This is a genomic window from Nocardioides sp. HB32, assembly GCF_054058995.1.
In genome coordinates this window covers 2,570,596-2,597,254 of record NZ_JBSSBS010000001.1, presented here as the reverse complement: position 1 = coordinate 2,597,254, position 26,659 = coordinate 2,570,596, and the positions used below count along the sequence as shown (strand labels likewise).

The 26,659-nt window shown below is 72.5% G+C and carries 29 protein-coding genes; 12 read left to right on the top strand and 17 right to left on the bottom strand.

Annotated elements, in window-relative coordinates:
- Positions 1-10 precede the first annotated feature (10 nt).
- A complete protein-coding gene (locus ACVW2K_RS13155; protein ID WP_028636879.1) occupies positions 11-1,333 on the bottom strand; it encodes an NAD(P)/FAD-dependent oxidoreductase in 1,323 nt (440 codons plus the stop codon).
- A gap of 65 nt (positions 1,334-1,398) precedes the next feature.
- Complete coding sequence (locus tag ACVW2K_RS13150) at positions 1,399-2,151, bottom strand: SDR family oxidoreductase (protein ID WP_028636880.1); 753 nt, start codon at positions 2,149-2,151, stop codon at positions 1,399-1,401.
- Positions 2,152-2,422: 271 nt separating this feature from the next.
- Here ACVW2K_RS13150 and ACVW2K_RS13145 point away from each other — a divergent pair, with 271 nt between their 5' ends.
- The 5 genes from ACVW2K_RS13145 to ACVW2K_RS13125 all read left to right on the top strand — a co-directional run bounded on the left by ACVW2K_RS13145 (position 2,423) and on the right by ACVW2K_RS13125 (position 7,341).
- Positions 2,423-3,127, top strand: coding sequence for an SDR family oxidoreductase (locus ACVW2K_RS13145; protein ID WP_457202800.1), 705 nt, complete (start codon positions 2,423-2,425; stop codon positions 3,125-3,127).
- A gap of 10 nt (positions 3,128-3,137) precedes the next feature.
- Entirely contained in the window at positions 3,138-3,704 is a 567-nt protein-coding gene (locus tag ACVW2K_RS13140) for a redoxin domain-containing protein (RefSeq protein ID WP_457202799.1), read from the top strand.
- The gene (locus ACVW2K_RS13135) at positions 3,701-4,765 is read left to right on the top strand and encodes a ferritin-like domain-containing protein (RefSeq protein ID WP_051549036.1); all 1,065 of its coding nucleotides are present in this window, start codon (positions 3,701-3,703) and stop codon (positions 4,763-4,765) included. The genes ACVW2K_RS13140 and ACVW2K_RS13135 overlap by 4 nt, the downstream gene beginning before the upstream one ends.
- On the top strand, positions 4,762-5,763 hold the full coding sequence (locus ACVW2K_RS13130) for an NADP-dependent oxidoreductase (protein WP_457202798.1): 1,002 nt from the start codon (positions 4,762-4,764) through the stop codon (positions 5,761-5,763). Before ACVW2K_RS13135 ends, ACVW2K_RS13130 begins: the two co-directional genes overlap by 4 nt.
- Positions 5,764-6,168: 405 nt before the next feature.
- Positions 6,169-7,341, top strand: a complete 1,173-nt coding sequence (locus ACVW2K_RS13125) for a DUF222 domain-containing protein (protein WP_457202797.1) — start codon at positions 6,169-6,171, stop codon at positions 7,339-7,341.
- Positions 7,342-7,646: 305 nt separating this feature from the next.
- Here the strand turns inward: ACVW2K_RS13125 and ACVW2K_RS13120 are convergent, their stop codons facing one another.
- Positions 7,647-8,279, bottom strand: a complete 633-nt coding sequence (locus tag ACVW2K_RS13120; RefSeq protein ID WP_028636885.1) for a TetR/AcrR family transcriptional regulator — start codon at positions 8,277-8,279, stop codon at positions 7,647-7,649.
- 61 nt (positions 8,280-8,340) lie between these two features.
- On the opposite strand from ACVW2K_RS13120, the gene ACVW2K_RS13115 reads away from it, so the two are divergent.
- Positions 8,341-8,754, top strand: coding sequence for a nuclear transport factor 2 family protein (locus tag ACVW2K_RS13115; protein WP_028636886.1), 414 nt, complete (start codon positions 8,341-8,343; stop codon positions 8,752-8,754).
- Positions 8,751-9,614, top strand: coding sequence for an SDR family oxidoreductase (locus tag ACVW2K_RS13110; protein WP_051548975.1), 864 nt, complete (start codon positions 8,751-8,753; stop codon positions 9,612-9,614). Before ACVW2K_RS13115 ends, ACVW2K_RS13110 begins: the two co-directional genes overlap by 4 nt.
- Before the next feature lie 22 nt (positions 9,615-9,636).
- On the opposite strand, the gene ACVW2K_RS13105 is transcribed toward ACVW2K_RS13110, so the two are convergent.
- On the bottom strand, positions 9,637-10,605 hold the full coding sequence (locus tag ACVW2K_RS13105) for a dihydroorotate dehydrogenase-like protein (protein ID WP_028636887.1): 969 nt from the start codon (positions 10,603-10,605) through the stop codon (positions 9,637-9,639).
- Between the two features lie 167 nt (positions 10,606-10,772).
- On the opposite strand from ACVW2K_RS13105, the gene ACVW2K_RS13100 reads away from it, so the two are divergent.
- Together ACVW2K_RS13100 and ACVW2K_RS13095 are read left to right on the top strand one after the other, a co-directional pair.
- The gene (locus ACVW2K_RS13100; protein WP_457202796.1) at positions 10,773-11,096 is read left to right on the top strand and encodes a hypothetical protein; all 324 of its coding nucleotides are present in this window, start codon (positions 10,773-10,775) and stop codon (positions 11,094-11,096) included.
- An 840-nt stretch (positions 11,097-11,936) separates the two neighbouring features.
- Positions 11,937-12,335 carry a pyridoxamine 5'-phosphate oxidase family protein gene (locus ACVW2K_RS13095; RefSeq protein ID WP_457202795.1) on the top strand — a complete coding sequence of 133 codons (399 nt, stop codon included), beginning with the start codon at positions 11,937-11,939 and terminating at the stop codon, positions 12,333-12,335.
- A 41-nt stretch (positions 12,336-12,376) separates the two neighbouring features.
- On the opposite strand, the gene ACVW2K_RS13090 is transcribed toward ACVW2K_RS13095, so the two are convergent.
- Positions 12,377-13,249: a universal stress protein gene (locus ACVW2K_RS13090; RefSeq protein WP_457202794.1), complete on the bottom strand. Its 873-nt coding sequence runs from the start codon at positions 13,247-13,249 to the stop codon at positions 12,377-12,379.
- Between the two features lie 216 nt (positions 13,250-13,465).
- Between ACVW2K_RS13090 and ACVW2K_RS13085 the strand changes: the two genes are divergently transcribed.
- Complete coding sequence (locus tag ACVW2K_RS13085) at positions 13,466-14,011, top strand: flavodoxin family protein (RefSeq protein ID WP_028636890.1); 546 nt, start codon at positions 13,466-13,468, stop codon at positions 14,009-14,011.
- Between the two features lie 19 nt (positions 14,012-14,030).
- On the opposite strand, the gene ACVW2K_RS13080 is transcribed toward ACVW2K_RS13085, so the two are convergent.
- On the bottom strand, positions 14,031-15,287 hold the full coding sequence (locus ACVW2K_RS13080) for an NAD(P)/FAD-dependent oxidoreductase (RefSeq protein WP_457202793.1): 1,257 nt from the start codon (positions 15,285-15,287) through the stop codon (positions 14,031-14,033).
- A 57-nt stretch (positions 15,288-15,344) separates the two neighbouring features.
- Here ACVW2K_RS13080 and ACVW2K_RS13075 point away from each other — a divergent pair, with 57 nt between their 5' ends.
- Complete coding sequence (locus tag ACVW2K_RS13075; protein WP_457202792.1) at positions 15,345-15,494, top strand: hypothetical protein; 150 nt, start codon at positions 15,345-15,347, stop codon at positions 15,492-15,494.
- A gap of 31 nt (positions 15,495-15,525) precedes the next feature.
- Here ACVW2K_RS13075 and ACVW2K_RS13070 read toward each other — a convergent pair whose 3' ends face one another.
- Entirely contained in the window at positions 15,526-15,996 is a 471-nt protein-coding gene (locus tag ACVW2K_RS13070; protein ID WP_457202791.1) for a hypothetical protein, read from the bottom strand.
- 113 nt (positions 15,997-16,109) lie between these two features.
- On the opposite strand from ACVW2K_RS13070, the gene ACVW2K_RS13065 reads away from it, so the two are divergent.
- Complete coding sequence (locus ACVW2K_RS13065) at positions 16,110-16,847, top strand: response regulator transcription factor (RefSeq protein WP_457202790.1); 738 nt, start codon at positions 16,110-16,112, stop codon at positions 16,845-16,847.
- A gap of 1 nt (position 16,848) precedes the next feature.
- Here the strand turns inward: ACVW2K_RS13065 and ACVW2K_RS13060 are convergent, their stop codons facing one another.
- The 10 genes from ACVW2K_RS13060 to ACVW2K_RS13015 form a co-directional block, all read right to left on the bottom strand.
- A complete protein-coding gene (locus ACVW2K_RS13060) occupies positions 16,849-17,226 on the bottom strand; it encodes an Hpt domain-containing protein (RefSeq protein ID WP_051548978.1) in 378 nt (125 codons plus the stop codon).
- Positions 17,223-17,795, bottom strand: coding sequence for a signal peptidase I (locus ACVW2K_RS13055; protein WP_081790361.1), 573 nt, complete (start codon positions 17,793-17,795; stop codon positions 17,223-17,225). Before ACVW2K_RS13055 ends, ACVW2K_RS13060 begins: the two co-directional genes overlap by 4 nt.
- 71 nt (positions 17,796-17,866) lie before the next feature.
- Entirely contained in the window at positions 17,867-18,274 is a 408-nt protein-coding gene (locus ACVW2K_RS13050; protein WP_457202789.1) for a hypothetical protein, read from the bottom strand.
- 381 nt (positions 18,275-18,655) lie between these two features.
- Positions 18,656-19,744, bottom strand: coding sequence for a threonine aldolase family protein (locus ACVW2K_RS13045; RefSeq protein ID WP_036569833.1), 1,089 nt, complete (start codon positions 19,742-19,744; stop codon positions 18,656-18,658).
- On the bottom strand, positions 19,744-20,520 hold the full coding sequence (locus tag ACVW2K_RS13040) for an isocitrate lyase/PEP mutase family protein (RefSeq protein WP_457202788.1): 777 nt from the start codon (positions 20,518-20,520) through the stop codon (positions 19,744-19,746). The genes ACVW2K_RS13045 and ACVW2K_RS13040 overlap by 1 nt, the downstream gene beginning before the upstream one ends.
- A 32-nt stretch (positions 20,521-20,552) precedes the next feature.
- On the bottom strand, positions 20,553-23,525 hold the full coding sequence (locus ACVW2K_RS13035; RefSeq protein ID WP_457202787.1) for a bifunctional [glutamine synthetase] adenylyltransferase/[glutamine synthetase]-adenylyl-L-tyrosine phosphorylase: 2,973 nt from the start codon (positions 23,523-23,525) through the stop codon (positions 20,553-20,555).
- A complete protein-coding gene (locus ACVW2K_RS13030) occupies positions 23,522-24,247 on the bottom strand; it encodes a type 1 glutamine amidotransferase (RefSeq protein ID WP_036569835.1) in 726 nt (241 codons plus the stop codon). The genes ACVW2K_RS13035 and ACVW2K_RS13030 overlap by 4 nt, the downstream gene beginning before the upstream one ends.
- Entirely contained in the window at positions 24,244-24,600 is a 357-nt protein-coding gene (locus tag ACVW2K_RS13025) for a hypothetical protein (protein ID WP_028636898.1), read from the bottom strand. Before ACVW2K_RS13025 ends, ACVW2K_RS13030 begins: the two co-directional genes overlap by 4 nt.
- Entirely contained in the window at positions 24,600-25,937 is a 1,338-nt protein-coding gene (locus ACVW2K_RS13020; protein ID WP_028636899.1) for a glutamine synthetase family protein, read from the bottom strand. Before ACVW2K_RS13020 ends, ACVW2K_RS13025 begins: the two co-directional genes overlap by 1 nt.
- A gap of 55 nt (positions 25,938-25,992) precedes the next feature.
- On the bottom strand, positions 25,993-26,625 hold the full coding sequence (locus tag ACVW2K_RS13015; protein ID WP_028636900.1) for a hypothetical protein: 633 nt from the start codon (positions 26,623-26,625) through the stop codon (positions 25,993-25,995).
- Positions 26,626-26,659 lie beyond the last annotated feature (34 nt).

The following is a 26,659-nucleotide window of genomic DNA, read 5'->3' as shown; positions in this document are numbered from 1 at the left end:
GCGGACCGCCTCATTCGGCCCGGCGGGCTTCGGCGTCCTCCCGGAAGGCGGCGCGCGGGCGCTGGACGGTCTGCAGCGTCGCGATGTCGCGGCCGAGGACGAATCCCCCGAGCCAGCCGCCGGCCACGCGCAGCTTGCGCTCCCAGGTCGGCATCGCCAGCACGTGGTACCCGCGGTGCACCAGCCACGCCGTGGGCCCGGTGAGGGTGACCGGCCCGGACTGGAAGATCCCCTGGCCGAGACCGAGGGTGGCGATGGTGCCCAGGCTGCGGTGGCGGTACGGCTTCGGCTCGCGGCCACGCAGGACGGCCACGAGGTTCTTCGCGAGCCGCTTGCCCTGGCGGACGGCGTGCTGGGCGTTGGGGACGGTGTAGGCGCCGGGACCGGCCGCGAGGTCGGGTACGGCGGCGTCGTCGCCGGCGGCCCACGCGTGCTCGATCGGGTGGTCCGGCGTGCCGACGCGCAGGTCGGCGCGGACGACGACGAGCCCGCGCTCGTTGACGGGCAGGTCGGTGTGCCTGGCGGAGACCGGGTTGGCAGCGATGCCGGCCGTCCAGACGACCAGCCCGCTGTCGAACGACTCCCCCGTCGACAGCTCGACGCGGCCGTCGAGCACGGACGTCACGGTCGTGCGGAGGTGGACCTTCGCCCCGCGGCTCTCCAGGTGCCGGCGCACCCACTCCCGGGCTCGCGGCGTCACCTCCGGGAGGAGGTGGTCGGAGGCCTCGACCAGCCGGAAGTCGAGCTCGTCCGCCCGGATCCCCGGATGCCGGCGCACGAGCGCCCGGGCCAGGCTGAACACCTCGCCGAAGCCCTCGACCCCGTTGAAGCCGCCGCCGATGAACGTCACACCGAGGCGGCGCTGCCGCTCGGGGCCGGGCGGCAGGCTGGCCGCCTGGTCGAACGCGGTCAGCAGCGCGTCGCGGATGGCGACCGCCTCCTCGATGTGCTTGAGGCCGATGGCGGCCTCGCGCACGCCCGGGACCGGGAACACCCGCGTCACCGCACCCGCGGTGACCACGACCTCGTCGTACCCGAACGACGTCATGGAGCCGTCGGGGAGACGCACGTGCACGACGCGCTCGGCGTGGTCGATCCGCGTCGCCCGGCCGCTGACCAGCCGGGTCCGGCGCAGGTGCCGCCGCAACGGCACGATCGCGTGCCGGGCCTCGATGGAGCCGGCGGCGACCTCGGGGAGGAACGGCTGGTAGGTCATGTACGGCGTGTGGTCGACGACGGTCACCTCCGCCTCACCGCGGCGCAGCCGCTTCTCCAGGCGCCACGCGGTGTAGAAGCCGGCGTAGCCTCCGCCGACGATCACGATCCTCTTCATGTCAGCTCCTCGACGGCCTCGCGGTCCGCGACGGCGAGCACCGTCGCGGACCAGCGTGCTGGTGGTCACGCGGTTGCGCGGCGCTCTGCCCATTCACGGTAACCGACCGCACCGAGCTCGGCCCCGGGTCCGGGGACCAGGCTGTCGTCGTCGAGCTCGGTGCCGAAGTACCTCGCGTGCTCGTCGACCACGACGTCACGCTCGTCGCCGTTCTCCTTCAGGACGGCCGGGATGAACTCGTCCATCCGCAGCGGCTCGGGGCCGCCGATCTCCAGCACGCCGTTGCGCGGGGTGCCGGCCGCGGCCCGGGCGACGGCTGCGGCGACGTCGTCGGACGCCATCGGCTGGTAGTGCACCGGGGCGAGATGGACCTTGCCGTCGATGGTCGAGCCGTCCGCGATGGACTTCGTGAACTCGAAGAACTGGGTGGCGCGCACGATCGAGTACGGCCGCCCGGACTCACGGATCAGCATCTCCTGGGCGACCTTGGCGCGCAGGTACCCGCTGTCCGGCAGCCGGTCGCACCCGACGATCGAGACCGCGACGTGGTGCTGCACGCCGGCGCGCTCCTCGGCCTCCAGGAGGTTGGCGGTCGAGGTGGTGAAGAAGCTCAGCACGTCGTCGTCCGCGAACGACGGTGAGTTGGAGACATCGACCACCACGTCAGCGCCGGCGAGCGCCTCGTCGACGCCCTCGCCCGTCACGGTGTTGCACCCGGACTGGGGCGACGCTGGCACGGCCTCGTGCCCGTGGGCGTTGAGCCGTTCGACGACCTTCGACCCGACCAGGCCGGTTCCACCGATGACGACGACCTTCATGTCTGCACCTCTGTTTCGTTTCGTATGGGTACGCGTTCGCCGGAGGGGGGTGACGAGGGGGTCCAGTCGCTCTCTGCTTCCGGCCCGGCGGCCGTCGGCCACCCCGGTGAAACCCGGTGAGTCCCGTCCTTACCTGCGACTCGACCCCGCTCCGACACCAGTAGGACCGGACAGCCCGCCGCGACGTGACATGTCACAGCCATGCCGGGCACGCGGTCTCTCTGGCGTGCACATCACTGTCGTCGGAGGGACCGGACTGATCGGGTCCCGAGTGGTCAACCGTCTCCGCGACCACGGAGCGGAGGTCCGGATCGCCTCGCTGCGCACGGGCGTGGACGCCTACAGCGGCCGAGGACTCGCCGACTCGTTCGCAGGGAGCCAGGTGGTGGTCGACGCGACCAACATGAACCGACCCTCGTACGACTACGAGCAGGCGGTCGACTTCTTCGAGACCTGCACGCAGAACATCCTCGCGGCGGAGCAACAGGCCGGCGTCCAGCACCACGTCGGGCTCTCGGTCATCGGCGGGGAGCGGATCGACAGCAACTACTTCCGGGGCAAGGCCCTGCAGGAGCGCCTCGTCAGGAGCTCCGCGACGCCCCACACGCTGCTGCGGACGACGGTCCTGTACGAGTTCCTCCCCCGGCTCGTCGACCATGCCGCCACGACCCACCTCGTGCGGCTGCCTCCCGTACGCGTGCAGCCCGTCGCCGCCGAAGACGTCGTCGCGGAGGTGACTCGACTGGCGCTCGGCGCACCGCTGAACGGCAGCTTCGAGATCGCCGGTCCCGAGGTGCACTTCCTCGACGAGCTGGCGCGCCAGGTGCTGGCCGCGAGCGGTGACCGGCGGATGGTCCTGCCGGACACCACCGCGTACTACCTCGGCGCCCGGCTGGAGCCGGACGCCGACTGTCTGCTGCCGTCCTGGCGTCCGACCGAGCAGTCATTCAAGGACTGGCTGTACACCCGACCATGAAAGAAGCCCCATGCGACTCACCATCGGCTCGACCGTTCCCGACTACGAGCTGCCCGATCACACCAACACCACCCGGCGCCTCAGCGAGATCCAGGGCCAGGACCCCATGATCCTGATGCTCGCTCGCGGCCACTACTGCCCCAAGGAGAACCAGCAGCAGCTCGAGGTCGCTGCGCTCCAGCCCAAGATCCGGGTGGCGTACACCCAGGTCGTCACGATCACGACCGACGACCCGCGCGGTGCCCAGGAGTTCCGCGATGCCGTCGGGGCTCGGTGGCCGTTCCTCGCGGACCCGGGACGTCTGGTGCAGCGCGACCTGGACATCCAGGAGTACACCGACCCCTACAACGACCCGATGGTCCCGCACACCCTCGTCCTCGAGCCGGGCCTGGTCGTGCACTCGGTCTACAACGGCTACTGGTTCTGGGGACGGCCGTCGGCAGCGGACCTGTGGCGCGACCTGCGCGAGGTGACCCGCGCGATCCGGCCGGACTGGGACCTCTCGTCGCCCGGTTTGCGCGACGCCTGGGAGAGCGGCGACCGCACCGCGTTCTTCGGGTGGGGGCCGGGGCGATGACCCGCCCCATCACGTCCGTCGACGACCTTCGGACCCACCTGCAGTGGGCGATCGAGCTCGAGCACGCGACCATCCCGCCGTACCTCTGCGCGCTGTACTCGATCGATCCCGCTCGCAACCCGCAGGCCGTGCAGGTCGTCCAGAGCATCTTCGTGGAGGAGATGCTGCACCTCACCCTCGCCGCGAACCTGCTCAACGCCGTAGGCGGACGCCCGGTCCTCGACTCCCCGAGCCTGCTGCCGGGGTACCCGCGCACTCTTCCCCACGGAGACCGGTCGCTCGCGGTCGGCCTCGTGCCCTTCGACAGGTCCGCGCTCGAGACCTTCCTGAGGATCGAGCAGCCGGCGTCCCCCAGTGCGGTGGCCGAGGCCGACCGGTACGAGACGATCGGCCAGTTCTACGCGGCGATCGAGGCCGGGCTGAGGCTGCTGTCCGAGGAGCTCGGCGAGGCGCGGCTGTTCGGCGGCGACCAGGGGCGCCAGGTCGGTGCCGGGTTCCCGTACGCCGGCTCGGGCCAGATCGTGCAGGTCCGCGACCTGGCCAGCGCCCTCGCGGCACTGGCGGAGATCGTCGACCAGGGTGAGGGCACCTCGCGAACCGAGATCTGGGACGGCGACCACCAGATGTTCGATCCCGGACGCGAGGAGGTCGCCCACTACTTCCGCCTGGAGGAGCTGCGGCTCGGCCGGCGCTACCAGGCCGGGGACACGCGCACGTCCGGCCCCACCGGCGAGGCGTTCGACGTCGACTGGGAGGCGATCCACCCGATGCGACCCAACCAGCGGATCGCGGAGGCCGAGCAGGACGCGCTCCGGGTCGCGCAGCAGGCTTTCAACGAGACCTACTGCACCCTGCTCCAGCTGCTGGACCAGGCGTTCGACGGGCAGCCGGCCATGCTCGGCACGTCGATGGGCGCCATGTTCGGGCTGAAGGCACAGGCGCAAGAGCTCCTGGCCATGCCGCTGCCAGGCGGCCAGGTGGCCGGGCCGACCTTCGAGTACGTCGCTCCGGCGGACCGGTGTGAACGCCTCCGATCGGGCGATGGCAGCATCGAGGGATGACCACCACCAGCTCCCGCGAGATCCACCTGGCCTCCCGCCCGCACGGCTGGCCGACCTCGGAGAACTTCCGGACCGTCGAGGTGGATCTGCCGGATCCCGGACAGGGAGAGGTGCTGGTGCGCAACACGTTCATGTCGGTCGACCCCTACATGCGCGGTCGGATGAACGACGTGAAGTCGTACGTGCCACCGTTCGCCCTCGACGCGCCGCTCGACGGCGGCGCGGTGGGCGAGGTGGTTGCGTCCGGGTCCGACGACCTCGCGGTGGGCGACACCGTCCTCCACCAGGCGGGCTGGCGGACCCACGCGCTGCTGCCCGGCACGGCGGTGCGCCGGATCGACGTGTCGCACGTGCCCCCATCGGCGTACCTCGGTGCGCTGGGCATGCCGGGCCTGACGGCGTACGTCGGGCTGACCCGGATCGCCGAGCTCAGGGAGGGCGACACCGTCTTCGTGTCCGGGGCGGCCGGCGCCGTCGGGTCGGCGGTCGGCCAGATCGCACGGCTGCTCGGCGCGTCCCGGGTGATCGGGTCGGCCGGATCGGCGGAGAAGTGCGCGTGGCTGACCGACGAGCTCGGCTTCGACGTGGCGCTGAACTACAAGGACGCGCCGATCGGCCGCCAGCTGCGCGAGCAGCCGCCGGTCGACGTCTACTTCGACAACGTGGGCGGCGACCATCTCGAGGCGGCGATCTTCGCGATGGCGGACTTCGGGCGGATCGCCGCCTGCGGTGCGATCGCCGACTACAACGCCGACGCGCCGGTCCCGGGTCCGCGCAACCTGATGATGCTCGTGAGCAAGCGGCTCACGCTCCGGGGCTTCATCGTCACGGACCACGCGGACGCAGCGGCGGAGTTCTATCGCCGCGCCGGTGCCTGGCTCGCCGACGGCTCGCTGAAGTACCGCGAGACCGTCGTGGACGGCCTCGACCACGCGGTCGACGCGTTCCTGGGCCTGCACCGCGGAGACAACACCGGGAAGATGCTGGTCCGCCTCTGACTGGGTGTCCCATTTCGCGTCGACTGCGCCAGCTGGGCCGGGAGGCACCGTCTCGGACGTGTCGTACACGACTGACTGACCGACGATCAGTGGGCGCTGCTGGAGCCGGTGTTCGACGCGCCTGGCAAGCGGAGGCCCACGCATGCGCCGGACCTGCGCAGGCTGGCGGACTGCGGCTCCTGTGTCCGTGGCTTTCTGGCCGCGGGTGGTGGCGACCGATAGGCAGCTACGGGAGCGGTGGGTGGGTGGTCGTCGCCGGTTCCCGGCTTGCGGGTCCCGGGGGCCGCGCCGGCTGTGGAAAGCGGCTCGGAATCGTGACCTGTTCGTTACCCAGGGCCCTGTGGAGCAAGGGGTTCTGGGCCTCTCGGTGTCGGTGGCCGGCGCTTGAGTAGCACCATGACAGCGATGGCCACACCCCGGCACCGGGTCGCGGCGACGGTCGCGCAGATGCGCGACCTGGCCGGCTCGGTGACCGATGCGTCGGTGTGGTCCATGGAGCCCGCGGAGACCACCGCGACCCTGATCGCGCTGACCCGGCTGAAGGCGCAGGTCGCCGAGCTCGAGGCCCGGGTCGCCGAGCACGCCGACGACGAACAGGTGGACGCGTGGGCGCACCGGACCCGGCAGACCAAGCCCGCAGTGCTCGGCCAGGTGAAGCTCGGCCAGGCCCTGGTCACCCGTCCCCATGTCCGCGACGCTCTCGCCGCCGGGGACCTGGTGGTCGAGCAGGCCAAGGTCATCGTCACCGCGCTGGACCAGCTGCCCGGCGACCTCGACACCGCCCTGGTGGACCGGGCGGAGCGGCACCTGGTCGCCGCCGGACGCGAGCACACCGCCCCCACCCTGCGGATCCTGGGCAAGCGACTGATGGACGTGGTCGCCCCCGACCTGGCGGACGAGTACGAGGCACGCCAGCTCGCTCGCGAGGAGGCCGAGGCGCTGCTGGCCACCACGTTCACGATGGTCGATGACGGGCACGGCAAGTGCCACGGGAAGTTCACCGTCCCGTCCTTCCACGGTGCGGCGCTGAAGAAGATGCTGCTCGCCATCGCCGCCCCCAAGCACCGCACCGCCACCGACGGCCCCGCCGCCCCCGGCGCCGGGGTCGTGCCCCGGCCCGGCCGGGAACGGCTGGGGCGGGCGTTCTGCGAGCTCCTCGAGCGCTACCCCGCCCACCAGCTCCCCCAGACCGGGGGCGTCTCGGCCACCGTGGTGGTCACCATGACCCTCGACAGCCTCCTCGGGAAGCTCGAGCAGGCCGCGCTGCTGGACACCGGGGAGAAGATCACCCCCGCCACCGCCCGCCGGCTCGCGTGCGAGGCCGGGATCATCCCCGCCGTGCTCGGCGGACCCTCCGAGGTCCTCGACCTCGGCCGCACCCGCCGGTTCCACACCAAGGCCCAGCGCATCGCGATCGGGATCCGGGACCAGCACTGCACCGAACCCGGCTGCGACTGGCCGCCGGCAATGTGCCACGTCCATCACGACATCCCCTGGAGCCGCGGCGGACCAACGGACCTCGAGCACGGCAGGCTCCTCTGCCCCCGACACCACACCAGGTTCCACCGACGCAGCTAGGCCGACCAGTCCGACGAAGCCCCACCACCGGCCGATGCACGCGGTCCTGCCTTCGAGCATCCAACGCCACGAACCGCGCGAAGTACGGCTGTTCGGATGCGGGATCGCGGCCGTGCGTCCGGGCGAACCGGCAAAGTCAGTCCGAGGCGGGTCGCGCACCGGGAGGAGACCGGCGTGACCACGCTGCTCCTCAGCTGCCGGTCGGCCGACGAGATCCGGTCGGTGGCGGCGCTGCTCACCTGAGTTGCCGGGTTGGGGCGCTGTCCGATCGCAGTCGGTCAGGCGGGTCGACCTCGGTGAGCGGCTCAGGGCACGAGGGCGTGCATCACCGTGTCGCGCACGTACCTCGAGTACCGCTCGATCGACCAGCCGCGACGAGTCACCAGCAGCTCGTACACCTCCGGTGACGACACGGTGAACAGCACGTCCCCCGCCTCCTCGACCGAGATGCCGTCGCGGATGCCACCGATCGCGTCCAGCGCTCGCGCGTTGTCCTGCATCCGGCGCAGGCGCTGGGTGTCCATCTCGTCGTACAGCTCGGCCAACCGCGGGTCGGAGGACGCCGCGGCCCGGACCAGCACCATCACCGCAGTGCCCCGGGGCGCCACCTCGGCGGCGAGCCGGGCCCAGCCGGACACCAGGGTCGCCGGATCGGTGTCCCGCAGGGCGTCTGACCGGGTCTCCGCGGGGATCGGGCCGGCGCCCTCCAGCGCCTGCTCGAAGAGGGCGCGAACCAGCCCGGGTTTGCCGCCGAACGACTTGTAGATGGTCTCCGCAGAGACACCGGCCTCCGCCGCGATCGCCGCCACCGTCGTCGCGGTGTAGCCGTCTCGCTCCATCAGGCTGCCCGCCACGTCGACGATGCGTTGCCGTCTGGTCCGGGCGGCGGCGCGGCGCCCGGAGCCGTCGTAGCCGCGGCTCTTGACGGGAGAGGTCATCGAGGATCAGACTCCTATTCGTTACAGGCAAGTGTAACGAATCTTGAGGGCGGATGACCGCATGACGCGTCCCGATTTCCTGACCCGGCTCCTGGCGGCGACCAACGACCACGACGTGGAAGGCATCGTCGCGTGCTTCTCCGACGAGTACGTCAACGTCGTGCCCTGTCATCCGGCTCGAGGCTTCGCAGGGCGGGAGCAGGTCCGACGCAACTGGACGACGATCCTCGCAGCGGTTCCTGACCTCGTCGCGGAGGTCGTCGACTCCGTGAGGGACGGCGACCGGATCTGGTCGGAGTGGGAGATGCGAGGAACGCGACGCGACGGCGTTGCTCACCTGATGCGCGGCGTCCTGGTGTTCACCCTCCACGACGACGTCGCCGCCGGCCTGCGCTTCTTCATGGAGCCCGTCGACGAGGCACCCGTGGACGTTGACCGCGCGGTCGCCGGACTCATCGGGGGAGATGCTCCGTGATCGTCGTTGCCGGCGGCACGGGAAGGCTCGGCTCGACCGTCGTGCAACGACTTCGTCAGCAGGACCACGAGGTCCGCGTCTTCTCCCGGGGGATGACCGGAGAGGTTCCCCCCGGCGTCGACGTCGTCCACGGCGACGTACGGTCAGCGGTCGACCTGGAGCGAGCAGTCGCCGGCGCCGCCGTCGTGATCTCAGCGGTCCAGGGCTTCGCCGGGCCAGGCCGGGGCGACCCGCGCTCGGTCGACCGGCAGGGCAACCTGAACCTGGTCCGGGCCGCCGGACGGGTCGGGGCCGACGTCGTCCTCGTGTCCGTCACCCACGCCGCACCCGACAGCCCCCTCGAGATCGCCCGGGAGAAGTACGCCGCCGAACAGGGTCTGCGGGACTCGCCGATCGGCTGGACGGTGGTGCGATCCGCCGCCTTCGCCGAGCTCTGGATCGAGCTTCTGGAGCAGACCGCGCGACGCTCCCACCGCCCCCTGGTCTTCGGCCGCGGCCAGACCCCCCTGTGGTGGGTCAGCGTCGAAGACGTCGCCACCGAGGTGGTCCGGGTGACCCTGGACCGCTCGACGCGGGGCCGCACGGTCGATGTCGTCGGCCCCGAGGGCCTCGGTCTCGAGGGGCTCGCACGAAGGGTGATGGTCGCCCACGGATGGACGGGCAGCCCCCGACGTGTGCCTCCGGCCCTGCTCCACCTGGGCGCGGCCACGATCGGCCGTGCGGTCCCGACCGTCGGACGCCAGTTGCGTGCAGCGCTCGCCATGGATGCGCTGTCGGCCGAAGATCCCGCCGCAGCCCACGCGGCGGCTGGCCGCCGAAGCGTCGACGAGCTGCTCGCGGCCCCTCGGCCAGCGGGATGAGCGAGGGCCGCGACCAGCCGCATCACAGGTGCAGGTAGCCGAAGCGAGCGGTCTGCAGGGCGGCGACGTACCCCTCGCGGGTGTACTCCTGGGGGTCGACGTCCCAGGGCACGGCCAGCCCGCCGCGGACTTCGTCGACGGATCGGAACCCGTGCTCGTTGCCCCACGCGTCGAGGCCGTCGAGGAGGACCGTGGCGTACTGGATGCCATGGCGCAAGAACGCCGAGGCGCACTCCACGACGTCCGCGCCGGCGAGCAGGTAGGCGGCCAGGTCGGATGCGGACTCGACGCCGCTGGTGCCGGCGAGCGAGACAGTGAGCTGCTCGCGCAGCAGGGCGATCCAGGTCTGCGGAAGCCGGGCGTCAGCGGAGTGCGAGAGACCGATCACGGGGGCGACCGTGAGGGTCTGTACGTCGATCTCGGGTTGGAGGAACCGGTTGAACAGGACAAGCCCGTCCGCGCCGGTCTCCACGAGTCGTAGTGCGAGCTCGCCGAACGAGGAGAAGTAGGGCGTGAGCTTGACCGCCACGGGCACGTCGAGCTCCTGTTTGAGCGCATGTACCACCTCGGTGCATCGCGCCTCGACGTCGCGACCGGGCCCTTGCATGCGCTGGGGCACGTTGTAGAAGTTGCACTCGACGGCGGCGGCGCCGGCCTCCTGCATCTGGCGGGCGAACGACGTCCAGCCGAGCCGGGAGGTGCCGTTGATGCTCGCGATCACGGGGACGTCCACGGACTTCACGCACTCCTCGATCAGGTCGAGGTAGCGCCTCGGTGCACCCGGCCCGGCCGGGTGGTCGAAGAAGTGCGGCAGGTCCGCGTCCGGCGTCGGGTGCTCGATCTGTTCCTCGAACAGGGAGTGCAGCACCACGGCAGACACACCGGCCTCGACCAGCTCGATGACCCGGTGCGCGGACTGGGACAGCGGGGACGCCGACGCGACCAGGGGGTTGCGCAGCGACAGCCCGAGATAGGTGGTAGCCAGGTCCATGCCGTGCCTCCTCCCTCGACCATATTCGCCAGGACGGCCATTCGACCCGGTTCGCCACCTGGCCACCGCTCAGGTTCCACTCTGACGATCGGTGCCGTCGCACCGAAATGCTGCCACCATGAGACGTGAGCAGGTGCGGCTCATCCGATTCCAGGGAGGGCGCCGCCATGAGCGATCCCCCAGATGAGGAGAGCGCTGACCCGGGTGCGCGGTTGCCGTGGTACGTCTACGACCGACATGCGAATCTGCTCCAGATCGCCGGCAGCCTCTCGGAGGCCGAGGAGTGGGCGTTCGCCCACTGGGAGGTCGTCGAGGTCGCAGATCGTGAAGAAGTGGCCGACAACGACTACTTCTACCTGCTCTACGCGAAAAAGCCTCAGGAGGGTGACTTCCACGCACGCGACTTCCAGGCCCGCATCGCACGCCAGGACCGGGTCATCGAGCTGGGGAGGGACCCGGAGGCCCTCCCGCGTCACCCCGATCGCCAGTAGCGGCCCGTGCGGGCAGCACACCCGTTGGCCGGGCGCTCGGCCGGCCGTCAGGCGGCGTAGTCGAGCCGGATGTGGATCGGGCTGTGCCAGAGCTCGATGACCGGAGGTGCTGCTTGCCGGATCTGCCATCCGCCGTGGGTCTTTGATCCGTTCGTCGTCGGTCTGCAGGTGCGGCGCATCGGGCAGGACGGCCGCGAGGAGCTCGGCCTTGGCGGTGACGGCAGCGTCGATCGCGTCGATGGTGGCGAGGTGGGCGTGGACCAGGTAGGAACCCATGCCGTGGGCCTCGGCCCGGCACTTCTTCGCGAACCGAGCCTTCGCGGCGCGTTCCTCCTTACACGTGGCGGGCGTAGGAGGCGCGCACCTCGCCTGCCCGGGGTCAGAGAGAGGTGACGTCCGGGACCGTGTCCGGGTCGTCGTCCGGCGTCGGCACGGGATCGCCGGAGGGCACGACCTCCGGCTCGGGCAGGGGCTCCTGGGGTGTCGTGGTCATGAACCCCCGTACCCACCATCCGGCCGCTCGATCACCTGCCACCTCAGGATCACGAGGAATACCCACCGCACGAGAGGACCACGACCTGTGTCGACTCCTCCGCTGCAAGACCTGCAGCAGGACCACCTGGGCGCTCGGCCGGCTGCTCGGCGGGTCCGGCTCGACCGAGCGATGACGAGCAGGGACCTTCGTCCCGCGCACCGTTGGCCCAGGACCCTGACTGCAGCGCCTTGCGGCCGGGGACGATGGGACCGAGTCCACTGGAGGCGTGCGATGAACCAAGACCTGGTTAGCTCAGCAGCCCCGGCCGGCACGATCGTCGTCGGCCTCGACACCGGCAGCCCGTCATGACCGCCGTACCCGCGGTCCTCCCGGCCTACGACTGCTGGACGCTCCTCGAGACCGAGGACATCGCCCGGCTCGCCTGGGGCGGGCCGGACGGCGTGTCCGTCGTGCCCGTGAGCTACACCATCACCGACGGCGCGCTGTGGTTCCGCACCCAGCCTGCCTCGGCGCTGGGCGGGCAGTGCGCCGGCGGTCGCGTCGTCGTCGAGGTCGACCACGTCGACCGGGACGCGCACACCGCGTGGAGTGTCCTCGTGGCTGGTACGGCGGAGCCGGTCGACGTCGCCGACGTCCCGGACGACGTCATGCAGATGCGGGTCTGGCCGGTCGGATCGCCGGGGATGTTCGTCCGGGTGGAGCCTGCCGAGGTCAGCGGGCGCCGGCTGTCGGCCGCGACCTGACCTGTGCGGACGCGTCCGCCTCCCTGCTCGCCGCTGACGGGTCACGAGCGGTCGACCAGCAGGACCGGGCACTCGGCGTGGTGCAGGACGGCCCGGGTGACCGGTCCCAGATCCGCACCGACCAGGCCGCGGCCGGTGCGCCGGGAGAGCACGAGGACGGACGACCGCCGGGTGGCGCCGACGAGCGCCTCGACGGGGCGGACCCATCGCACCTCTCGGGTCACGGCCGGCGCACTCACCACGTCGAGCTCGTCGAGGACCTGGCGCAGCTCGCGGTCGGCCTCCTCGGTCCACTTCCGGCGCGCGTGGTTCACGAAGAAGGTGTCCTGGTAGGCCTCGGCGAGCCACATCGCGTGCAGCACCCTCAGCGGGCGCCCGCACTCGGCGGCGTACGCGGCGGCCGGCTCGACCTGGCCGGCGGCCTCGATCGGGTGGTCCACCCCCACGGTCACGGCCGGGTCGTGCGTGCCGGGCGCCCAGCCGTGCGGGACCACCGCCACCGGCACCTGGGCACGGGCGGCGAGCCTGGTCGACACCGACATGGTCAGGAGGCGCTCGCCGCCGGGCTCGCGCCGCTCCAGGACGAGCAGGTCACGGGTGGCGGCCCGGGCCGCGATGGTCGCGGCGACCGGCCCGAAGAGGACCTCCGTGCCCACCGGGACCCTGCCGCGCAGGCGTGGCCGGAGCCGTTCCGAGACAGCGGTCAGGACGGCCCGCCCGACCTCGAGCAGCGCGTTGTCCAGCGACCGGATCTGGTCGGCGACCGAGGGCACCGCGACGAACGAGTGCACGACGTGCACCAGCTCGACCCCGGTGCCCCGGCGCAACGCCTCGGCGGCGGCGAAGTCCAGCACGCCGTCCTGCACGCCGTCAGGGCCGACCGCGACGACCACCCCGAACTCGGTCCCGGTCATGATCGCCCCTCTCCACGCGTCCCACGTCCAGCGTCTGCCCCCACCGGTCGGAGCGTCAGAGGCCTTGGTCCCGCCGGTGATGGCGGGTTCCGTCACCTCCATGCTCGGACCGGTCCGACCTCGCCTGTAGGGACGAAAGACCCGGTCCGACGAGCCCGATGGCGCTGGAGACGGGTGGTCCGACCGGCGAGGCTGGGGGTGAAGCGGAGGTCAGCGATGAACGACGGCGCACGGGTGCTGGTGGTCTACGAATCGATGTTCGGCTGCACCGAGAGCGTGGCGCGCGCGGTGGCCGAGGGGCTGGCCGAGGGCGGCTTCACCGTCGACCTCGAGAACGTCCGGGACGCCGAGGGCCCCGGCGGCCGGAGCTTCGACCTGCTCGTCCTCGGGGCGCCGACCCACGCCTTCTCGCTGAGCAGGCCGAGCACCCGTCTGGACGCGGTCCGCCAGGGCGCCCCGGCAGAGGCAGCCACCACGGGAGTCCGTGAGTGGCTGGCCGGCACCAAGGGCCGCGACGGCCGGCCCGCGGCCGCGTTCGACACCCGCGTGACGAAGACGCGTCGCCTGCCCAAGGCGGCGTCGACCCGCGCGGCCCGCCTGCTGAGGCGACGCGGCTTCCGGATCGTCGAGCGGCCGACGGCGTTCCTCGTCGCGGACGTCCAGGGTCCCCTGGTCGACGGCGAGCTGGAACGCGCGCGGGGCTGGGGCATCCGGCTCGCGCACGACCACGCACCCGGACTGCCCGGCGCCGCTGCCGGCTGACCGGTCCCGGAGCGGGAGCTCAGCCCAGCACGTTCGATCCGGAGCCGGGATCGCGGAGCCGGGAGTACGTCGCGAGGTCGAGCACGTTGCCGGTCCGCGGCGCCCGCCAGGTCAGCGGGTCGGTGTCGTGGTCGTGGCCGCCCTCGACCGCGGCGACGAGGTGGGCCATCAGCTGGCCGACGACCGGGGCGTTCTTGAACTGGTTGCCGCTGGTGCCCATGGCGACGTAGACGCCGGGCAGCGCGGTGCGGTCATAGATCGGCGTCCAGTCCGGCGTCACGTCGTACACGCCGGTGAGCCCCCGCGGTTGCGAGGGCACGGCGAGGTCAGGCAGCCGCCTCGCTGCCCGCAGCGCCTGGGCCTCGAAGACGCGCAGCGTCGGTCGCGGGTCGGCGTCCTCGGGGCGCTCCAGCCACTCGAGGGGGTCGCACTCGGGCTCCAGGCCGCCCACGATCAGCTGGCCGCCGGCCTGGGGCCGCAGGTACACGCCGAGGTCGGGATCGGCCACGACGACGGCCGGATCGGCGGACGCGAGCTGGTGCACCTCCTGGCGGAGCGGCCGCGAGGTCAGCCGGAAGTCGGCGCCGATGCCGAGCAGGCCGTTCAGCGCGCTCGACCACGGGCCTGCGGCGTTCACCACGACGTCCGTGTCGACGTCCCCCTCGCTGGTGCGCACCCGCCAGCGCCGCGGGCCGGCGCCGTCGATGCCGGTCACCTCACGGCGCAGCAGGAACCTCGCGCCGTGGTGGCGTGCGGCGGCGGCCAGGTTGGCGGCGGCGAGCCGGGGGTCGTCGACGTATCCGGCGTCCGGGGTGAAGGAGCCCCCGAGCCGGCCGGTCGCCTCGTCGAAGAAGGCAGGGTCGTCGACCGGCCGGGGCGGGCCGTAGCGGCCGGGATCCAGGCCGGGCAGCCGCCGCGCGACCTCGTCGGCGTCCCAGAGCTCCCAGGGCACCCCCACGTCGTCGAGGTACGGCGGCGTCGCGCCGCCGTCCAGCACCAGCATCCCGGTCCGGTGGAAGGTCGCGAGACCCTCCGGGTCGGCGTACCCCAGGTGGCCGGCCCAATCGGCCCAGAGCTGGCGTGCCTCCCAGGCGGCCGCGACGCCGGTGAACGTCGAGTAGTGGAACCGGACGATCGCGCTCGACGCACTCGTCGACCCGAAGCCCACGCCGGGACCCTTGTCGAGGACGACGACCTGGTGACCGGCACGCGCGAGCTCGAGGGCGATCGCGGAGCCGATCACACCGGCGCCCACCACGACTGTGTCGACCGTCATGCCGGGAGCGTAGGCCCCTCCTGCATATTTCAACCGGATCCGGGGAACGACGGGCGCATGGAAGAGACCCCCATCTGCGCTTCCGTGGAGCGCGACCTCCAGCTGTCCGTGGACGAGCTCGTCGCCTCCACCGCGCCGGCAGCCGCCGCCCCCGAGACGGCCGCTGCCCCGACGAAGCCGGCGACACGTCGTCCGCGACGACGCTGATCACGACGCCCTGGACGACCGAGCGACAGCGTCAGAAGGAGCCGGAGCGGGTGCCCGAGGCGGGGCAGACGATCGACCTGGAGCCGACGTCGCTCGTCCAACGGCTCAGGTTGCCCTGGATCCCGACCGTCCAGGTGGTGCTCGCGCCGTCGTCGGTCGCCGAGCCGCCGAGGGTCGCGGACCTCGACGTGCCGGACGCGGTGTCCTTGACCGTGCTGCCGAGCCCGAGGCTGAAGCCGTACGACGAGCCGGCGGGCCCGGTGTCGGTGAAGGTGGTGACCGTGACCGCGATGCTCTCGGTGTGGCCCGAGCGGGTACACCGGTAGGTGCCGGTGATGCCGGAGGGCGTCTCCATCCGGTCCGTGGTCGTCGCCACGGCGGCGGCCCTGCTCGAGCCGAACGTGGCGCTCGCGACCGCCGGGACGGCGAGGAGGGCGACCGCGACGGCCGACACCACGAGGAGGACCGCGGCCGCGCGGCGGCGGTGGTCGATCCAGGTCATGGCGGGCTCCCGAGGGGTGTACGGCGGTTCGGGACACCACTCTGCGGCGCGCACTTCAGGCCGCCCACGAGCAAAACTCAAGAAATCCGCAAGAAGTGGCATCATCTGCAGGTATGGAGAGCATGGGGACCGACTCCGGGGTCGAGAGACGTGCCCTCGTCGTCGAGGACGACGAGGACATCCGGGCGCTGATCGAGTTCACCCTGCAGACGCAGGGCTTCGTCGTGACCGCGGTGGACTCCGGCCTGGCCGCCGTGGAGGCGGTCCGGGAGACGCGACCGGATCTGGTCACGCTCGACCTGGGCCTGCCCGGGATCGACGGCATCGAGGCGTGCCGCCGGATCCGGGAGATCAGCGACGCGTACGTCGTGATGATCACCGCCCGCGACGACGAGATCGACCGGCTGTTGGGGCTCGAGACCGGCGCCGACGACTTCATCGCCAAGCCGTTCAGCGCCCGCGAGCTCAAGGCTCGTGTGAACGCGATGTTCCGGCGTCCCCGCACCGGCTCTCCCGCGGTCGCACCGCTACCCGACGACGACCACGAGGTGCTCGTGCACGGTGCGCTCAAGGTGGACGTGGACGGGCGCCGGGCGTTCCGCGAGGGCGAGGAGCTTGAGCTCACCCGCACGGAGTTCGACCTGCTCACCGAGCTGATGCGCACGCCGGCGCGGGTGTGGACCCGCGAGGCGCTGCTGCGGTCGGTGTGGGGCACCGAGTGGGCGTTGGACACGCACCTGGTCGAGGTGCACATCGGCAACCTGCGCCGCAAGGTCGGCGAGGAGAAGAATGGCGCGCGCTTCATCCGCACCGTGCGGGGCGTGGGCTACCGGATGGAGCTGGCCGAGTAGGTCAGTCGCCCAGGAACGCGCCGAGCGCGTGGTCGACACGCGCGACGGCGGCGACGAGCGCGGTCTGCAGGACCACGGCCTGGGCGAGGTCGCCGCGCCTCACCAGCCGCTCGAGGCGCCCCGCGATGCCCGCGAGCTCGTGGGCACCGACGGTGGTCGAGGCGACCTTGAGGCTGAGGACGGCGTCCATCGCGTCCGCCCTGTCGCCGGCCTCGCCGACGGCGAGGGTCTGCGCGATCCGGCGGACCCGCTCGGGCAGCAGCCGCCGGTAGCGGGTGACGAAGACGACCGCGAAGGCGTGGTCGCCGGGGTGGCCGGTCAGGCCGCTGACCGCCTCCGCGTCGAAGACGGCGGGCGGGTCGATCGTGTCCGCGATCATTCCTCCTCCTTCGTCCCCCAGATGGTGCTGAGGCCGAGCAGGATGAGGCCGCCGAAGCCGACCCACAGGATGCCGTGCTGGACGACGGGCGCGCGCAGCGCGCGGACCGCGGTGCCGAGGTGCGGGACCACGGCCTTCATCTCCCAGACGGTGTCGTCCTGGAGGGTGGCGGTCCACGGGTCGTCGTCCTGGTTGGCGTCGCCCTTGGTCCTGATCACGATCTGGCCGTCGTGGTGGCGGATCTGGGTGACCCGGTGCGTCTCGACCCGGTGGTCCTCGACGGGGATCTGGTAGGTGATCACGTCGCCGACCTCCAGCTCCGACGCGGGCTCGGGCACGGTGACCACGACGTCGCCGGGCATGATGCCCGGCTCCATGCTGCCGGTGAGCATCGTCGAGGTGCGGTAGCCGAGCAGGTGCGGGCCGACCGCCAGGAAGAGGAACCCGAGAAGGCCGACGGCGAGCAGCAGGCTGGTGACGACGTTGAGGAGCCGGCGCAGCCTCGACGGCTTGTCCGGCCGGGACGCGACGTGCGTGCCGGCAGGGCGTACGGCGTTGGTGGTGCTCATCGGCTCGGACCCTCTCTTCCTGGATGAGGTCGGGTGACCGGCCCCCCATGAGGCCGGCCACCCGACCGTGGTCAGAGCGACTGTGCGGCGCGCTGGGTGGCGTCGAAGGTGAAGCTGACGGTGTTCGACACGCCCTGGAACGTGTTGTCCGCGGAGGTCGGGAGCGACAGCGTGACGCGGAGGTTGGAGGCCGCGGCCGCGGTGTTCAGGGTGGTGGTCGCGGCACCGAGGTCCAGCGTCGAGCCGATCACGGCGCGCTGGGCGATCACCGGCGTCGTCGTACCGGAGCAGGTGAGGACGTTGCCGCCCGCGGGCTGGACCCAGGCGACCGAGCACTGGTCCACCTTCATCTGCAGGCCGTTGGTGGCGTCGGTGGTCAGCACGTTGTTGGTGGTGGCGGCGGTGGTGAGCTTCACCGAGCCGAACGACTCCGTGTCGCTGGAGCGGGTCAGGGTGGACGGTGCGCTCGACGGTGTCACCGGGGACCAGGTTGGTCGCGCTGACGTCCAGGCCGCGGACGCTCGCGCCGGTGGCGAGGACGACCTTGCCGGTGCCGGTGGCGGCGCTGGCGGAGGTGGTCGAGGTGAACGAGCCGAAGGTGCCGAGGCCGGCGACGGAGGCGGCGCCGCCGACGAGGACGACGGAGGCGAAGATCTTGACGGCGGTCTTGCGGGTACCGAGACGCATGGCTGGGCTCCTTCTGGTGGGACCAGCGGGCTTGGTTTCGGCTGGTCGGTTCCTTGCTGACCAGAACTCTGCCGCGCCCTCCTCAAGCCTCCCCGCGGCGAATGCCCGAGGTTTCCTCAAGGGCTGCTCAAGCATCTGCGGGGTTCGCCGTTGGTGACCGTCCCGCAGGGACTTCAGCCGAGCACGATCTCCCGCCACCAGCCCGCGACGACGGCCGGCTCGAAGTCGAGGGAGGCGGCCTGCACGGCGACCTCGGTGGTGGCGAAGCCGGGGACGGGCGCGTCCCACCAGGACCCGGACGGTACGACGGACTCGCGCTCCAGGAACGCCAGCAGCCGCTCGTTGATCGCCTCGGCCGGACCGGGGGCGTGCACGAGGAACGTGTTCGTGTGCGGCGGATCCGGGTCGACGGTGAGCCCCGCGTCGGCCAGCAGCGCGGCGAGCGAGCGCGCCCACGCGGCGTACTCCCCCATCCGCGGCAGCAGATCGCGCAGCCCGACCAGCGCACCGACGGCGTACGGCGTGAGGCGGAACAGCGTGCCGCCCATCCGGCGCCGCCACAGCCGGAGCTCGTCGGCCAGGTCCGCGGGGCCGGCCACCGCGGCGCCGGCCGGGCCGCCGAGCCCCTTGTAGAACGAGACGTACATCGAGTCCGCGAGCGCGGCGATCTCCGCCAGCGGCCGATCGTAGAACGGCTGCGACTCCCAGATCCGGGCGCCGTCGGCGTGGAGGGGTACGCCGAGCTCCCGCGCCGCCTCGGAGAGCGCGACCAGCTCCTCCCACGACGGCAGCCGGCACCCGGCGTCCCGCAGCGGCAGCTCGACGAGCGCGGCGCCGAGGCCGCGCGGCAGCCCGCGCAGGTCCGCCGCGGTCGCGGTACGCCGGCCGATCGTGAGGTGCTCGAACCGGAAGCCGTGGAGCAGGCGCGGACCGTCGTCCTCGTGCACCAGCAGGTGGGAGCGGTCCGGGATCGCCACCCGCGTCGACCCGGTCCGCTCGCACCACGCGCGCAGCGCGGCCTGCTGGCCCATCACGCCGCTCGGGAAGAACACCGCCGCCGGCTTGCCGAGCAGGTCCGCGACCTCGGCCTCGACCCGGGCGACCGCCCCGCCGTCGCCGTACACGTCCCACTCGTCGATGCCGAGCTCCTCGCACGCCGAGGCGAGGGCGGCGAACGCCGCGCCGGGCGGCACCCGCGGGCTGCGGATCGCGGTGCGGGTGCAGGCGTCCGCGGCGGCCTTGAGCCGCTCGTCGAGATCCATCAGTTGAGGATCCGCATGGTGCTCGGCACGCCGCCGCCGCCGTGCACGTCCTCGACGAGCTGCTGGAGGGCGGTCAGCGCGACGTTCTGCGACATCGGGCCGTACGACACCCGCGCCACCCCGAGCTCCTCGAGGCGGGCCAGCGGCGGGGTGCCGGGGATGCCGATCAGGGTCAGCTTCTGCGGGCCCCACGCGTCCACGATGGCGGCGATCTGCTCCTCGTCCAGCCGGCCGGGCACGAACACGACGGGCGCCCCTGCGTCCAGGTAGGCGCGGCCGCGCTCGATCGCGTCGGCCAGCACCTCGCCCTGGTCGCGGTCGCGACCCTGCGCGAACGCGTCGGTGCGCGCGTTGAGCACGAAGTCGACGCCTTCCTGCTCTGCGACCTTCATGATCGCGGCGACGTTCGCTGCGGCCTCGGACAGCGGCCGCATCTGGTCCTCGATGTTGGCACCGACCACGCCGATGCCGATCGCCCGCCGGACGGTGCCGGGCGGGTCGCCGTACCCACCCTCGAGGTCGGCGGTCACCGGCAGGTCCGTCACGTCGACGATCCGGCGGACCATCTCCAGCATCAGGTCGAGCGGGATGTTCTCGCCGTCCTCGTAGCCGTACGTCGCCGCGATCGAGTGGCTCGCGGTGGCGAGTGCGCGGGTGCGCCCGACGGCCGCGACGGTGCGCGCGCTCACGACGTCCCAGACGTTGACGACGGTGAGGAGCTCGGGGGCGCGGTGGAGGTCCAGGAGGGTCGTCGCCCGGGAGGCGGTCTCAGTCATGCTCGCCAGCCTAGTCAGCCGTGGCCCCACCACTACTCCCAGAACACCCGCTCGACGACGCCGCGGGCGAGCCGGGTGTAGCGGAGCTGGTCGTTGACCATGGCGTCCGAGGAGCCGGGCGGGTAGCCGAGCACGGCGGCGACCGCCGCGCGCTCCCGGATGTCGCGCGGGAGCTCGTCGCTCGCCTTGCCCCGCACCAGCGTCACGGCGTTGCGCACCCGGCTGACCCGGCGCCAGGCCTGCTGCAGCACGGCGGCGTCGTCCTCGTTGACGAGGCCGGCCTCCCGGGCGGCGGCCAGCGCCTCCAGGGTGCGCGCGGTGCGCAGGCCGGGTACGTCGCCGGCGTACCGCATCTGCAGCAGCTGGACGGTCCACTCGATGTCCGCGAGGCCACCGCGGCCGAGCTTGAGGTGGGTGTGCGGGTCGGCGCCGCGAGGCAGCCGCTCCTGGTCGACCCGCGCCTTGATGCGGCGCACCTCGAACGCGGCCTTCTCCGAGATCCCGCCGGCCGGGTAGCGCAGAGGATCGACCAGGGCGCGGAACCGGTCGAGCAGGTCCCGGTCGCCGACGACCGGGTCGGCACGGAGCAGCGCCTGGGCCTCCCAGACCTCGGACCACTTCGCGTAGTACGCCGAGTAGGAGTCGAGTGTGCGCACCAGCGGGCCGTTCTTGCCCTCCGGCCGGAGGTCGGCGTCTACCTCGAGCGCCGGGTCCGGACCGGGCCGGGCGAGCAGCCGGCGCACCTCGTTCGCCACGGCCTGGGCGTACGACGCCGCCGCCTGCGCGTCCGCGCCCGGCTCGGGGTCGTGCACGAACATCACGTCGGCGTCGCTCCCGTAGGACAGCTCGAACCCGCCGTAGCGCCCCATCGCGACGATCGCGATCCGGGTCGGCGCCTCCGCCAGGCCGCGCTGGGCGCGGACCGACCGGCCGGCGACCTCGAGCGTGGCCTCCAGGGTGGCGTCGGTGAGCCGGGACAGCCCGGCGCCGACGTCCGCCACGTCGGTGAGGCCGAGCAGGTCGCCCGCGGCGATGCGCAGCAGCTCGCGCCGGCGCACGCCCCTGATCGCGAGCACGGCGTCCTCGGCGACGTCGTGGCGACGCCCGGACGCCAGCATCTCCTCGGTGAGCGCCTCGGCCGGCAGCGGGGTGAGGTCCCCGTTCAGCATCCGCACGCCCTGGGGCTCCCGCTCGAGGAGGTCGGTGGCGTACCGCGAGGTGGCCAGGATCCGGGCCAGCCGCTCGGCGACCTGGCCCTCGTCGCGGAGCGTGGAGAGGTACCACGGGGTCGACCCGAGCGACTCGCTGATCCGGCGGAACCCGAACAGCCCGGCGTCCGGGTCCGGCGCGTCCGCGAACCACCCGAGCAGCACCGGCAGCAGTGTGCGCTGGATCTGCGCGGCCCGGGTGACGCCCGAGGTGAGCGCCTCGAGGTGCCGCAGCGCGGCCTGCGGGTCGAGGTAGCCGAGCGCGGCCAGCCGCTTCTCGGCCGCCTCCGGCGAGAGCCGGGCCTCCTCGCCGGGGATCTTCGCGACCGCGGTGAGCAGCGGTCGGTAGAAGAGCTTCTCGTGCAGCCGCCGCACCTCGCGCCGGTGGTGCTGCCAGGTCTCGTCCAGGATCCCCACCGGGTCCTTGAGGTAGCCCATGCTCCGGCCGAGGCGGCGCAACGCCGCCTCGTCGTCGGGTACGACGTGGATGCGCCGCAGCCCGTGCAGCTGCATGCGGTGCTCGAGCGTGCGGAGGAACGCGTACGCCTCGTGCAGCGCCTCGCCGTCCTGGCGCCCGACGTACCCGCCGTCGGTCAGCTCGACCAGCGCGCTGAGCGTCGCCTGGGCCCGGACCCGATCGTCGGTGCGGCCGTGGACGAGCTGGAGCAGCTGCACCGCGAACTCCACGTCGCGCAGGCCGCCCTCCCCCAGCTTGAGCTGCCGCTCCGCCTCCTTGGCCGGGATGTGGTCGACCACCCGGCGGCGCATCGCCTGGGTGTCCTCGACGAACCCCTCCCGCTCGGCGGCGGACCACACCAGCGGCCGGGTCAGCTCGACGAAGTCGTGCGCGAGCGCCACGTCGCCGGCGACGGCGCGCGCCTTCAGCAGGGCCTGGTACTCCCAGGTCTTGGCCCAGCGCTCGTAGTAGCCCTGGTGGCTGGCGAGCGTGCGCACCAGCGGCCCGGCCTTGCCCTCGGGACGCAGCGCGGCGTCCACGGGCCAGATGGTGCCCTCGCCGGTGTGGTCGGAGCAGACCCGCATCAGGTTGCTGGCGAGCTGGGTCGCGACGCGCAGCGCGTCGTTCTCGTCGGCCCCGTCGGCGGCGGCGTGCACGAAGATCACGTCCACGTCGGAGACGTAGTTGAGCTCGTGGCCGCCGCACTTGCCCATCGCGACGACACCGAGCCGCGCCAGCGGCGCGTCGGGCACCCGGGCCCGCGCGACGGCGAGCGCCGCGTCGAGGGTCCCGGCCGCGAGGTCGGAGAGCTCGGCGGCGGCGTCGTCGACGCCGAGGTGGTGCGCGAGGTCCCGGGCGGCGAGCCGGAGCAGCAGCCGCCGATACTCGACCCGCAGCGCGTCCACCGCCTCCGCGTCGGGCCGGGTCGCGGTCGGCGCCGGCTCGTCCGGATCCGCCCCGACGGCTGCGAGCAGGCAGGCGCGCACGGCCCAGGCGGCCGGGCGGGTGGCGCCCAGCCGGGAGTCGGCGAGCTCCTGCCAGTGGTCGGGGTGCCGGACCAGGTGGTCGGAGAGCGCCGGGCTGGCGCCGAGCACGCAGAGCAGCCGCATCGCGGTGCCCTCGTCCTCGACGAGCGCGGCGAGCAGCGCGTCCGGGTCCGCGACGACGTCGAGCAGCCGCACCAGCGCCGCGGCCGCCTCGTCGGGGTCGGCGGTCCGGGCGATCAGCGCGACGAGCGGGTCGGCCGCGTCGCCGAAGCGGTCCAGCGCGGCCAGCGACGCGTCGGGGTCGAGGAACCCCAGGCGCAGCAGGTGCCCCTTGCCGGTGGCCGCCCGGCTCATCGGACCGCGTGCTCCCGGACCAGCGCCGCGAAGCCCGCCGCGAGGGGTCGCCACGCGTCGTCGAGCTCGGCCCGCGCGGCGTCGATGTCGCGGAGCAGCGCGTCGGTGTCGATGCCGCGCGTCTCGTGGGAGCCGCGGTCCTCCTCGGCCCAGGGACGCAGCACGGGTACGTCGACCTCGGGGTGGAGCTGCACGCCCCACAGCTGCGGCGCGTAGCGCGCCACCTGCACCTCGTCGCGGGAGGTGCCCGCCAGCACCGTGGCCCCCGGCGGCAGCGCGGCGACGACGTCGTCGTTCCAGTGCACGCCCCGGCGAGGGGTCGCGAGCGGCGCGAACAGCCGGTCCTCCTCCGCCGCCCCGGTCCAGCCGACGCCGAGCAGGCCCACCTGCTGGCCGAGCGGGTTGCGGGTCACCGAGCCGCCGAGCGCCACCGCGATCAGCTGGTGGCCCAGGCAGATCCCCAGCGTGGGCAGCCGCGCGGCCCGCGCCTCGCGGACCAGTTCCTTCACCGGCGCCAGCCAGGCGTGCTTCTCATCGTCCTCCGCACCCATCGGACCGCCGAGGACGACGAGGCCGTCGTGCCCCGCCAGCGGGGGCAGCTCGTCACCGGCGTACGGCCGGCAGACGTCGAGGTCGACGCCGGCGTCCTCGAGCCAGGTGCCGAACAGCGCGGGCGGGCACTCGGCGTCGTGCTCGACGACGAGCACGGCGGGACGGCTCACGGGGCCTCCCGCTCGGGCGCCAGCAGGACGACCAGCAGGCCGATGCCGGCCACGATCGTGATCAGGCCGATCCAGATCGGCATCAGGGGGACGGACAGCACGCACGTCGCCAGGCCGGTCCGGAAGGTCAGCTTGCGGGCACCGGGCCGGCGCTGCTGCACCGCGCGCAGCGAGAGGACGCCGAGGGTCCCGAGCGCACCCGCGATGCCGAGCACGAGGCAGCCGTAGACCAGGTAGTCGCCGAGCAGCAGCGGGATCGACACCACCACCAGGACGATGGCCAGGAAGAGCACCACCAGCAGCAGCCGGCGGATGCCCCGGGCCCGGTCGTCCGTCAGGACCTCGGACGTCATCACACCACCGGGAGCATGCGGTCGCGCTCGAACGCCGAGACCTGGCCGCGGTACTCCTCCCACTCCGCGCGCTTGTTGCGCAGGAAGTAGTCGAAGACGTGCTCGCCGAGGGTCTCCGCGAGCAGCTCGGAGTGCTCGGCGACCACGATCGCCTCGGACAGGCTCTTGGGCAGCGGCTCGATCCCGAGGCTCTTGCGCTCGCGCTCGGTCAGCGCCCACACGTCGTCCTCGGCCTCGAGCGGCAGGTCGTAGTCCTGCTCGATGCCCTTCATGCCGGCCGCGAGCACGGTCGCGAACGCGAGGTAGGGGTTGCAGGCAGCGTCGATCGTGCGCAGCTCGATGCGCGTCGACTGGCCCTTGTTGGGCTTGTACATCGGCACCCGGATCATCGCCGAGCGGTTGTTGTGGCCCCAGCAGACGTACGACGGCGCCTCGCCGCCGAACATCAGCCGCTTGTAGCTGTTCACCCACTGGTTGGTGATCACGCTGATCTCGGGGGCGTGCCGGAGCACCCCGGCGATGAACTGCCGGCCGGTCTTGGAGAGCTGGTACTCCGCGCCCGCCTCGAAGAACGCGTTGCGGTCGCCCTCGAACAGCGACACGTGGGTGTGCATCCCCGACCCCGGGTGGGTGGTGAACGGCTTGGGCATGAATGTCGCCCAGACGCCCTGACTCAGCGCCACCTCACGGATCACCGTGCGGAAGGTCATGATGTTGTCGGCGGTCGACAGCGCGTCGGCGTACCGCAGGTCGATCTCCTGCTGGCCGGGCCCGCCCTCGTGGTGGCTGAACTCCACGGAGATGCCCATCGACTCGAGCATGGTGATCGCCTCGCGCCGGAAGTCGGCGCCCATCGACTGCGCGGTGTGGTCGAAGTAGCCGCTGCGGTCCACCGGGACCGGCTCGGCCCCCGGCTCCGGGGCGTTCTTGAACAGGTAGAACTCGATCTCGGGATGCGTGTAGAACGTGAAGCCCTGCTCGGCGGCCTTGGACAGGGTCCGCTTGAGGACGTAGCGCGGGTCGGCGTACGACGCGGAGCCGTCCGGCATCACGATGTCGCAGAACATCCGCGCCGTCGACGGGCCCTCGCCGCGCCAGGGCAGGATCTGGAACGTCGCCGGGTCGGGCATCGCGAGCATGTCGGCCTCGTAGACGCGCGCGAAGCCCTCGATCGCCGAGCCGTCGAACCCGATGCCCTCGGAGAACGCGCCCTCGAGCTCGGCGGGCGCCACGGCCACCGACTTCAGGAACCCCAGGACGTCGGTGAACCACAGCCGCACGAACCGGACGTCACGCTCCTCGAGCGCGCGGAGAACGAAGTCTTCCTGCTTTCCCATGGGCGTGAGCCTATCGGCGCAGGACCACGCGCCGTCGCCCGTGTCAGCGGCGGTGTCAGGAGGGGCGCTCCCCGCAGACGTTGACGTCCTGTGAGCCCATCACGCCGTCCCACACGTCGCGCATCGGGACCATCCAGTCCTGGGTGACCGCGGCGTACGCGATCGAGCCGCGGACGCGGTGCCGCACGCCCTCGACCCAGACCTTGCGGACGGTGAGCGGGATGGTCACCTCGTCGGCGCTCGTGCCGGCCCAGCAGGCCGATGCCTTGGACTTCGAGCGAGCCTCGGCGAAGCCGACCTCGTCACCGACCTGCTCCCCGCCGTACCGGAACGCGACCGTCGTGACGTAGCCGGTGTGGCCCTCCCACGGCGCGGTCAGGGTCATCGACATGCCTCGCGTGTGCTTGGTCGGGACCGTGAAGGAGACGGTGCCGTCGGAGACGGTCTTCTGGCCGGTGTCCCAGTACCTCACGCCGTACTGTGCGTGCTTGTCCCAGCGGGCCTGCATCAGCCCGACCTCGCAGCCGTCGCAGCCGGACATCTCGAAGGTGATCGTGGTCTTGGCGACGGCGGCGCGCGCCGGGGTGGAGGCATCGGCGGCCGGGCTGCCGGCGGCGACGGCGCCGGTGAGGCCGGCGACGAGCGCGGCCACGGCGGCGGTGCCGCGTCGGAGGGTGTAGGTGCTCATGCCGGGGAGACGCACGGGGCGGACCTCCGGTTGC